We start from the raw sequence: 8,960 nt of genomic DNA, 5'->3' as shown, positions 1-8,960 counted from the left end.
CCTCCGACCTGCGCCGCCTCTGACCCGGCGGCGCGCGGGCCACGCGGCCGGTGTCCGCGCGGGCCGGTCCCGCGGGTCCGCGTGCGCCGCCGGCGCGCGGACGGCACGCTGGTCGGGCGGGGTCGGGACGGCGCCCTGCGGCGCGAGGAGGAGACGACCATGCCCGGACGGATGCGGGACCCTGGCCCCAGCGTCAAGGACGCCGAGCTCTACGAGAAGCTCCGCGACGAGGGGAACAGCAAGGAGAAGTCCGCGCGCATCGCCAACGCGGCCGCGGGCTCCTCACGCTCGGCCGTCTCGCGCAAGGGCGGACGCTCGGGCGACTACGAGGACTGGACGGTCGAGGACCTGCGCAAGAAGGCGGCGGAGGTCGGCATCGACGGCCGGTCGTCGATGCGCAAGTCGGAGCTCATCAGCGCGCTGCGCGACCACTGACCGCGGTCGCCCGGGGCGGGGGCCAAGGCCCGTCGGGCAGCGGGCTGGTGCGCCGATCCCGGCCGTCACGCCCCAGCCGACGCTCCCGCGGGACGCAGGACGTCGGGGACCGGCGTCCGCAGCCCGTCGAGCGCGGGCCGCGGACGCCGCCCGGTCAGAACCCGAACGTCCGCGCGACCGATCGCACGGCCTCGGCCGACCGCCGCATCCCGGCGAGCTCGTCGGTCGACATCGGCACGGCGAGACGCTCGCCGACGCCGCTCGCGCCCACGACCGCGGGGACCGACAGGCACACGTCGGAGATGCCGTAGTAGTCGTCGAGCAGGGACGACACCGGCAGGATCCGCTGCTCGTCGTTGAGGACGGCCTCGATGATCCGCGACCCGGCGAGGGCGACGGCGTAGTTCGTCGCCCCCTTGCCCTCGATGATCCGGTAGGCGGAGTCGACGACCTCGTGCGCGATGCGCTCGCGCACCTCGGCGGTCAGCGCGCCCTGGCCCCCGAGCCCGTTCCACTCGAGGAGCGGCACCGCGCCGATGCTCGCGGAACTCCACAGGGGGAGCTCGCTGTCGCCGTGCTCGCCCGCGACGTAGGCGTGCACGTTCTGCACGGCGACGCCCGTCTCACGCGCGAGCAGGTAGCGCAGGCGCGAGGAGTCGAGCACGGTCCCCGAGCCGAACAGCTGCGAGGGCGGCAGGCCGGAGATCTTCAGGGCGGCGTAGGTCACGACGTCGACCGGGTTGGTGACCATGACGTAGACCGCGTTCGGGGCGACCTCGACGACCGAGGGCAGGACCTTGCGCACGAGCGAGATCGTGGCCTCGGCGAGGTCGATCCGGGACTGGCCAGGCTTCTGCTTCGCGCCGGCCGTGAACATGACGACGTCGGCGTCGGCGCAGACCGCGATGTCGTCCGAGCCGACGACCTCGGCCATGGGCATGAACTGGATGCCGTGCCCGAGGTCGAGCGCCTCCGCCTCGACCTTGGCCGTGTTGATGTCGAAGAGCGCGACGCTGCGGGCCGCGCCCCGCATGAGGGCGGCGTACGCCATCGTCGAGCCGACGGCGCCGGCACCGACGATCGCGAGCTTCGAGGTGCGGCGTCGCGGGGTGACCGGGACCTGCCCGGCGTCGTCGATGTCGGGGAGCTCGGTCATCGGTCCTCCTGCGTCGTGGTGCGGCCGTCCGATCGGTCGGCCGGGGTGCGCGTGAGGGGCCGGACGGGTCCGGCGCCCCACGTCGGCGCTGCTCCGAGGCTAGTCGGACGTCGCGAGCCGTTGCAGCGCGGACACGGCGACGTCGCGCTCGGTGGTCCGCCAGAAGCCCGGCAGCGACCGCGCGAGGTACTCGCCGTACCGCGCGGTGACGAGCCGCGGGTCGAGCACGGCGACGACGCCCCGGTCGTCCAGGGTCCGGACGAGCCGTCCCGCGCCCTGGGCGAGCAGGAGGGCGGCATGCGTCGCCGAGACCGACATGAAGCCGTTGCCACCGGCGGACGCGACCGCCTCGGCGCGCGCGGAGCGCACCGGGTCGTCGGGGCGCGGGAACGGGATGCGGTCGATGAGGACGAGCCGGCACGCGGGCCCGGGCACGTCGACGCCCTGCCACAGGGACAGCGTCCCGAACAGGCACGTGGGCTCGTCGGCGGCGAACCGGGCGACGAGAGTGGGCAGCTGGTCGTCGCCCTGCAGCAGGACGGGCACGTCGAGCCGTTCGCGCATCGCGAGCGCTGCCGCGGTGGCCGCGCGCCGCGACGAGAACAGCCCCAGCGTCCGCCCTCCGGCGGCGCGGACGAGCGTCTCGATCTCGTCGAGCTGTGCGTCGGTCGCGGGCTCGCGGCCCGGGGGCGGCAGGCGGCGCGCGACGTAGAGGATGCCCTGCCGGGCGTAGTCGAACGGGCTGCCGACGTCGAGGCCGTGCCAGGTGAGGCTGGTCGGCACGGCATCGGTCGGGGCCGCGGTGCCGGTGGCCTCGTCCCCGACGGCGTCGTCGCCGCTCCCCCGCGGGTCGGCGGACGCGATCGACGTCGGACCGACCGCCTCGGCGTCGGCCCGGACCTCGAGTCCCAGCGAGCGGGCGAGCGGGTCGAACGAGCCGCCGAGCGAGAGCGTCGCGGACGTGAGGATCCCGGTCCGGCCGCCCAGCAGGTGGGTGCGGATGAGCCCGTTGACGGCCAGGGGCGCCGCGTGCAGCCGTGTGAGGGTCGCCCCACGACGGTCCTCCGAGCGCGCGCACCACAGGACGGTGTGCCGGTTGTCCTCGGGGTCGGCGGCCATCCTGTCGGCGACCTCGAACAGGGCGAGCATCGCCGAGGCCGCCATCTTGAGCCCGCCGTCCGGCGGCGCCTGCTTCCCGGCGACGGTGTCGGGCTTGAGGGCGCTGAGCAGCGTGCGCGAGGCGTCCCTGACCGCCGCGACCGCCGTGCGCGGGCCGTCGGGGAGGCCGTCGGGGAACCGCCCCTCGGGCAGCTCGACGAGGACCGCGGCGAGGGCCTGGCCGGCGGCGTCGAGGTCGGTCGTCGGGATCCCGCCGTGGCGGCGCGCGAGCCGGGCGGCGTGCTCGACGGTCGCGAGCGACAGGTCGGAGGTGGCCTGCGCCGTGACGCGGTCGGTGAGCTCGTGCGCCTCGTCGACGACGAGCACCTCGTGCTCGGGCAGGACGCCCGGCGAGCCGGAGGCGGCGATGCCGAGCATCGCGTGGTTCGTCACGACGACATCGGCCTCCCGGGCGGCCGCGCGGGCGCGTTCGGGGAAGCACTCGTCGACCAGGGGGCAGCGCGACCCGAGGCACTCGAGCGACGTGACGGACACCTGCCGCCACGCGCGGTCGGTGACGCCCGGCACGAGGTCGTCGCGGTCGCCCGTCGTGGTCTCGTCGGCCCACTCGCGCAGGCGCACGACCTGCTCGCCGAGCGACTCGCCGCCCTCCCGCCTGCCGGCGCCGGCCGGTGCGGGGTGGTCGGCCGCACCCGCGTGCTCGCCGCCCAGGTCGAACAGCGTGCCGGGCTCGTCCTCCGGGTAGCCGCCCTGGACCTTGTGCAGGCACAGGTAGTTGTGCCAGCCCTTGAGCAGCGCCACCCGGGGCTCGCGCGGCAGCCGCGGGGCGAGCGCGTCCGCCACGAGCGGCAGGTCGCGCGTGATGACCTGGCGCTGCAGGGCGAGCGTCGCGGTCGACACGACGACACGCTCGTCCGCGAGCACGGCGTGCCGGACCGCGGGCACGAGGTAGCCGAGCGACTTGCCGGTGCCGGTACCCGCCTGCACGAGCAGGTGCTCGCCCGACTCCAGGGACTGCGTCACGGCCGTCGCCATGCGGTGCTGACCGTCGCGACGGGCGCCGCCGAGCGCCCCGACCGCCAGGTCGAGGAGGTCGTCGACCGAGGGGTCCGCTGCTGGCACCGCGTCAGCCTAGTGGCGTCGGCGGACCGGCCCGGCCCGTCGTCGACAGGCCGGGCCGTGCGTCAGGCACGCGCGACGGCCGCCGCCTCGAGCTCGGCCGCGAGCGCCTCGTCGACGCGGGCCCGCAGGGCGGTGCCGTCGGCCGTGTGCTCCTCGTGGTCGATGTCGCCGTGCTCGTGCACGCGGCTGACCAGGTCGCCCCGGTCGTACGGCACGACGACGTCGACGGCCACCCCGGGCCGGGGCAGCTGGTCGGCGACGAGCGCCTGGAGCTCCGCGATGCCCTCGCCCGTGTGGGCCGAGACGACGACGGAGTGCACCTCGCGCGAGCGCAGCCGCGCGATGGCCTCGTCCGACGCCCGGTCGGCCTTGTTGAGGACGATGATCTCCGGGACGTCCATCGCGCCGGGGATGTCCGCGAAGACGTGCCGGACGGCGGCGATCTGACCCTCGGGGTCCGGGTGGGACGCGTCGACGACGTGCAGGATGAGGTCCGCGTCGGCGACCTCCTCGAGCGTCGAGCGGAACGCCTCCACGAGCTGGTGCGGCAGCGCGCGGACGAAGCCGACCGTGTCCGCGAGCGTGTAGACGCGGCCGTCGGTCGTCTCGGCGCGGCGGACCGTCGGGTCGAGCGTCGCGAACAGCGCGTTCTCGACGAGCACGCCCGCGTTGGTCAGGCGGTTGAGCAGCGACGACTTGCCCGCGTTGGTGTACCCGGCGATCGCGACCGACGGGATGGCGTTGCGACGACGGGACGCACGCTTGGTGACGCGTGCGGGCTCCATCGCGGCGATCTCGCGCCGCAGCTTGGCCATGCGGTTGCGGATGCGGCGCCGGTCGAGCTCGATCTTCGTCTCGCCCGGACCGCGTGAGCCCATGCCGGCCCCCGCGCCACCGACCTGCCCACCGGCCTGCCGGGACATCGACTCGCCCCAGCCGCGCAGGCGTGGCAGCAGGTACTCGAGCTGCGCGAGCTCGACCTGCGCCTTGCCCTCACGGGACTTGGCGTGCTGCGCGAAGATGTCGAGGATCAGCGCGGTCCGGTCGACGACCTTGACGCGCACGATGTCCTCGAGCGCGCGGCGCTGCGACGGGGCGAGCTCGCCGTCGACGACGACGGTGTCGGCACCGACGGCGGCGACGAGCATCGCGAGCTCGGCGGCCTTGCCGGACCCGAGGTACGTCCCGGGGTCGGGCGTGCGGCGGCGCTGGATGACGCCGTCGAGCACCTGCGACCCGGCGGTCTCCGCGAGCGCGGCGAGCTCGCGCAGCGAGATCTCGGCGTCCTCCGCGGTGCCGGTGCCCCAGACGCCGACGAGGACGACGCGCTCGAGCCGCAGCTGGCGGTACTCGACCTCGGTGACGTCCTCGAGCTCGGTGGACAGCCCGCCGACCCGGCGCAGCGACGTGCGCTCCTCGAGGTCGAGCTGGTCGCCGTCGTAGGCCGAGTGGACGGTCCCGCCGTCCTGCAGCGCGGTGCCTGCCCGGGCGAGCACGCGCGCCACGACGTCGTCGGCGACGTCCTGCACGGATCGAGGCTGCTCGTGCACCTCGGGCTCGTGGGTGGTGTGCTGCGGGTCGTTCACGCGGTTCCTCTCCGTCCGGTCCCTCCAGGGTCGCACGCGGCCCCGCGGACGGCGACGCATTTCGCTGCCGGCCGAGCGTCCCCGCGCCCGACCGGCGAAGGCCCCCCGCACCACCCGGGTAGGGTCGGGGCCGTGAGCGGGCACGACCACTACTTCACCGCGCAGCCCGCGTCCCCCGTGGAGCTGCGCACGCTGACCGTCGAGCTCGCCGGGCGACGCGTCGAGGTGCAGACGGCGGGCGGCGTCTTCTCCCCCGACCACGTCGACCTCGGCACGCAGGTCCTGCTGCGCACCGCACCCCCGCCCCCACCTGCGGGTGACCTGCTGGACCTCGGGTGCGGGTGGGGACCGGTCACGATCGCGCTCGCGCTCGCGTCGCCTGAGGCGCGCGTGTGGGCGGTCGACGTCAACGAGCGCGCGCTCGACCTGGTCCGTCGCAACGCCGCCGCCCTCGGTCTGGACCACGTGACCGCCGCCCTGCCCGACGACGTGCCCGCCGACGTGCGGTTCACGACGATCCGCTCGAACCCGCCGATCCGCATCGGCAAGGAGCCCCTGCACGCGCTGCTGCGCCGCTGGCTGCCGCGCCGGGCGCCGGGCGGCGACGCGCACCTCGTCGTCGGGAAGAACCTGGGCGCGGACTCCCTGCAGCGGTGGCTCGCCGACGAGCTCGGCCCTGCGACGGTCGTCGAACGGACCGCGAGCGCCAAGGGGTTCCGCGTCCTGCAGGTCCGCGACGCCTGACGGGCGTGCGACCCGACCGGGGCCGAGTCCCGCGGGCAGGCGTCAGGCGGTCGGTGGTGCCCCGGCCTCGGCCAGGGCGGCCCGGACCTGCGCGAGCGTCGGGACGCCCGCCGCGCGACGCCGGACGACGCCCGCCGAGTCGAGGACGAGGACTGTCGGCGTCGACTCGACCGCGAGCCGCTCGCCGAGCGCGAGGTGGTCGGCGACGTCGAGGTCGACGTGCCGGACGTCGTCCCGGTCGCGCACCGCGTGCTCGACGACCTGACGCGTGCGCCGGCAGGGCACACAGAAGGTGCTCGAGAACTGCACGACGGTCGCCCGGCGACCGAGCGGCACGCCCAGGTCGTCGGCCGTGAGGGTCGTGGCGGTCGCCACGGTCACGGGCGGCCCGCCGCAGCGTCGGAGGCGCCCGCGGAGGCACCGGCCGCGACCGCCGCGAGGTCGACCGTCGCGGTCGCCACCAGGACGGCCGGCCCCGCGAGCTCCACGTGCCCGTCGGGCAGCGCGGTCACGCGAACGGTCCCGCCCGGCACGTCGACGAGCCAGACGTCGGGTGCGCCCGCGCCGGCCCAGGTGCGCACCGCGAGCGCCGCCGCGCACGCACCCGTCCCGCACGAGCGCGTCTCGCCGACGCCGCGCTCGTGCACGCGCATCGCGACGCGGCCGACGAGCGCGCCGTCGTCGCCCTGCTGCTCGGCGAGCGGGACGACCAGCTCGACGTTGGTGCCGTGCGGCGGCACGGGCCGGACCTGCGGGGCCCGCGTCAGGTCGGCGGCGACGAGCTCGTCGGGGCCGGTCAGGGCGAGCACCGTGTGCGGGTTGCCGACGTCGACGCGCAGCGCGGGCCGCACGTCGTCGAGGCCGGTCACGGCGACCTGCGCGTCGAACCCGTCGCGGACGGCGTCGTCGCCACCGGGGATCGTCCAGCGGCCCATGTCGACGGCGAACCAGGCGGCGTCGTCGATCCCCGCCGGGACGGGCACGGGGCGGACGCGGCGCACCCCGGCGCGCGTGCCGAGCACGAGTGCGCCGTCGGCGGCGTCCCACAGCCCGAGGCGCTGCGCGAACGCGGCGAACACGCGCACGCCGTTCCCGCACATCTCGGCGACGGAGCCGTCGGCGTTGCGGTAGTCCATGAACCACGTGGCGGCCGGGTCCTCGGCGAGCACCGCGGCGCCCTCCGGCAGTCGGCTGCTCGCGACGAGCCGGATCACGCCGTCGCCGCCGAGGCCCGCGCGCCGGTCGGCGAGGTCGCGCACGAGCGCGGGCGTGAGGTCGAGCGCGCCGTCCCGGTCGTCGAGCAGCACGAAGTCGTTCTGCGTGCCGTGCCCCTTGGTCACCGGGAGCCCGGCAGCGACCGTCGGCGCGACGGTCGCTGGGGCGGGGGCGGCGGCGGGGGCCGGGACGGACGTCATGACCCCAGACTACGGCGGGGTGCCGGGTCGTCCGTGGCCGGTCCGAGGGTGCCGGCGTCGGCGCGCGCCACGAGGTCGAGCGCGCGCGCGACGAGGTCGGGGTCCTGCGCGTCGAGCCAGTGCACCCGCGGGTCGCGCCCGAACCAGCCCATCTGCTTGCGGGCCAGCCGGCGCGTGCCCGCGGCCGTCGAGGCCCGCGCCTCGTCGGGCGTGAGCTCGCCGCGCAGCATCGCGAGCACCTCGGCGTACCCCACGGCCCGCGACGCCGTGCGTCCCAGCCCGGGTCCCTGCGCGACGAGCCCGGCGACCTCCTCGACCAGCCCGTGCGACCACATCCGGTCCACGCGGCCCTCCACGCGCGCGTCGAGCGTCGGGCGGTCGCAGTCGAGCCCGATCTGCACGGCGGGCACCTCGTACACGTGCTGCGGCAGCGACGACGAGTACGGGCGGCCGGTGAGCGCGATGACCTCCAGGGCCCGGACGACCCGGCGGGCGTTGCGCGGGCCGATGCCCTCCGCGGCCACCGGGTCGACGGCCGCGAGCTCGGCGTGCAGCGCGCGCGACCCCTCGTCCTCGACCCGCTGCTCCAGCCGTGCGCGCAGGTCGGGATCCGTGCCCGGGAAGTCCATGTGGTCGAGCAGCGCCCGCACGTACAGCCCGGAGCCGCCGACGGCGACTGCCCGACGGCCGCGTGCCGCGACGTCGTCGAGGGCCGCGCGTGCCCGCTCCTGATAGTCGGCGACCGTGGCGTCCTCGTGCGGGTCGAGCACGTCGAGCAGGTGGTGGGGCACGCCGTGACGCTCGGCGACCGGCACCTTCGCGCTGCCGATGTCCATGCCGCGGTACAGCTGCATGGCGTCAGTGTTGACGACCTCGCCGTCGAGGGCCTGCGCGAGCGCGATCCCGAGGTCGGACTTGCCGGTCGCGGTCGGGCCGACGACGGCCACGACGAGCGTCATGCGACGGCCGTCCCGGGGCGCGGGGCGGCGTCGGACTCCCACAGCGCGACGAGGTGGTGGGCGCCCGTCGTCGTGTCGACCGCGAGGACCTTCGCGCGCACCGGCACCCCGGCGAGCGCCCCCAGCAGCACCTGCCACGGGCCCCAGCCGGAGACGGCGAGCTCGGCGGCCAGGACGGGGTCGAGCGAGGCGAGCCGGTCCCGGGCGGCCGCGCCGCCGTCGGCGAGGTCGGCCGCGAGCGCCGCGTCGAGCGCGGGCGCACGGTCGTCGTCGGCGAGCGGGGCGTCGGGGCCGTGCCGTCCGCTGCCCGACCCGACGACGACGAGCGCGACGAGGTCGTCGTCCTGCCCGGAGGTCCGCGCGGACCGGCCGGCGGCCTCCGCGACCGCCCGGGCACCGCGCGCCGCGAGCTCCTGCGCTCGCG

The 8,960-nt window shown here is 76.2% G+C and carries 9 protein-coding genes; 2 read left to right on the top strand and 7 right to left on the bottom strand.

The features are described from left to right. The first annotated feature begins 159 nt into the window (after nt 1-159). Nucleotides 160-435, top strand: a complete 276-nt coding sequence (locus CBZ_RS17610; protein ID WP_130782779.1) for a DUF7218 family protein — start codon at nt 160-162, stop codon at nt 433-435. Between the two features lie 154 nt (nt 436-589). Here CBZ_RS17610 and CBZ_RS17605 read toward each other — a convergent pair whose 3' ends face one another. From CBZ_RS17605 to hflX, 3 genes are all read right to left on the bottom strand, one after another. After that, a complete protein-coding gene (locus CBZ_RS17605; protein ID WP_130782778.1) occupies nt 590-1,591 on the bottom strand; it encodes an L-lactate dehydrogenase in 1,002 nt (333 codons plus the stop codon). 99 nt (nt 1,592-1,690) lie between these two features. Continuing rightward, nucleotides 1,691-3,832 carry an ATP-dependent DNA helicase gene (locus CBZ_RS17600; protein WP_130782777.1) on the bottom strand — a complete coding sequence of 714 codons (2,142 nt, stop codon included), beginning with the start codon at nt 3,830-3,832 and terminating at the stop codon, nt 1,691-1,693. Nucleotides 3,833-3,894: 62 nt separating this feature from the next. After that, complete coding sequence (gene hflX, locus CBZ_RS17595) at nt 3,895-5,418, bottom strand: GTPase HflX (protein WP_130782776.1); 1,524 nt, start codon at nt 5,416-5,418, stop codon at nt 3,895-3,897. A 132-nt stretch (nt 5,419-5,550) separates the two neighbouring features. On the opposite strand from hflX, the gene CBZ_RS17590 reads away from it, so the two are divergent. Continuing rightward, on the top strand, nt 5,551-6,162 hold the full coding sequence (locus CBZ_RS17590) for a class I SAM-dependent methyltransferase (protein ID WP_130782775.1): 612 nt from the start codon (nt 5,551-5,553) through the stop codon (nt 6,160-6,162). Between the two features lie 42 nt (nt 6,163-6,204). Here CBZ_RS17590 and CBZ_RS17585 read toward each other — a convergent pair whose 3' ends face one another. From CBZ_RS17585 to CBZ_RS21115, 4 genes are all read right to left on the bottom strand, one after another. After that, complete coding sequence (locus CBZ_RS17585) at nt 6,205-6,543, bottom strand: thioredoxin family protein (RefSeq protein ID WP_246013515.1); 339 nt, start codon at nt 6,541-6,543, stop codon at nt 6,205-6,207. Further along, complete coding sequence (gene dapF, locus CBZ_RS17580; RefSeq protein WP_130782774.1) at nt 6,540-7,577, bottom strand: diaminopimelate epimerase; 1,038 nt, start codon at nt 7,575-7,577, stop codon at nt 6,540-6,542. Before dapF ends, CBZ_RS17585 begins: the two co-directional genes overlap by 4 nt. Continuing rightward, nucleotides 7,574-8,536, bottom strand: a complete 963-nt coding sequence (miaA, locus tag CBZ_RS17575) for a tRNA (adenosine(37)-N6)-dimethylallyltransferase MiaA (protein WP_130782773.1) — start codon at nt 8,534-8,536, stop codon at nt 7,574-7,576. Before miaA ends, dapF begins: the two co-directional genes overlap by 4 nt. Beyond that, the coding region (locus CBZ_RS21115; RefSeq protein WP_218022812.1) for a class III extradiol ring-cleavage dioxygenase family protein at nt 8,533-8,960 on the bottom strand (428 nt) is incomplete at its 5' end. The genes CBZ_RS21115 and miaA, both read right to left, overlap by 4 nt.

The organism is Cellulomonas biazotea (assembly GCF_004306155.1).
In the GTDB taxonomy this organism is placed as follows: Bacteria; Actinomycetota; Actinomycetes; order Actinomycetales; family Cellulomonadaceae; genus Cellulomonas; species Cellulomonas biazotea.
This window is presented reverse-complemented; position numbering and strand designations above follow the sequence as displayed.

Coding starts and splice junctions, on each gene's coding strand:
- dapF (WP_130782774.1), bottom strand. CDS start 7,577: ATGACGTCCGTCCCGGCCCCCGCCGCCGCCCCCGCCCCAGCGACCGTC.
- CBZ_RS17610 (WP_130782779.1), top strand. CDS start 160: ATGCCCGGACGGATGCGGGACCCTGGCCCCAGCGTCAAGGACGCCGAG.
- miaA (WP_130782773.1), bottom strand. CDS start 8,536: ATGACGCTCGTCGTGGCCGTCGTCGGCCCGACCGCGACCGGCAAGTCC.
- CBZ_RS17605 (WP_130782778.1), bottom strand. CDS start 1,591: ATGACCGAGCTCCCCGACATCGACGACGCCGGGCAGGTCCCGGTCACC.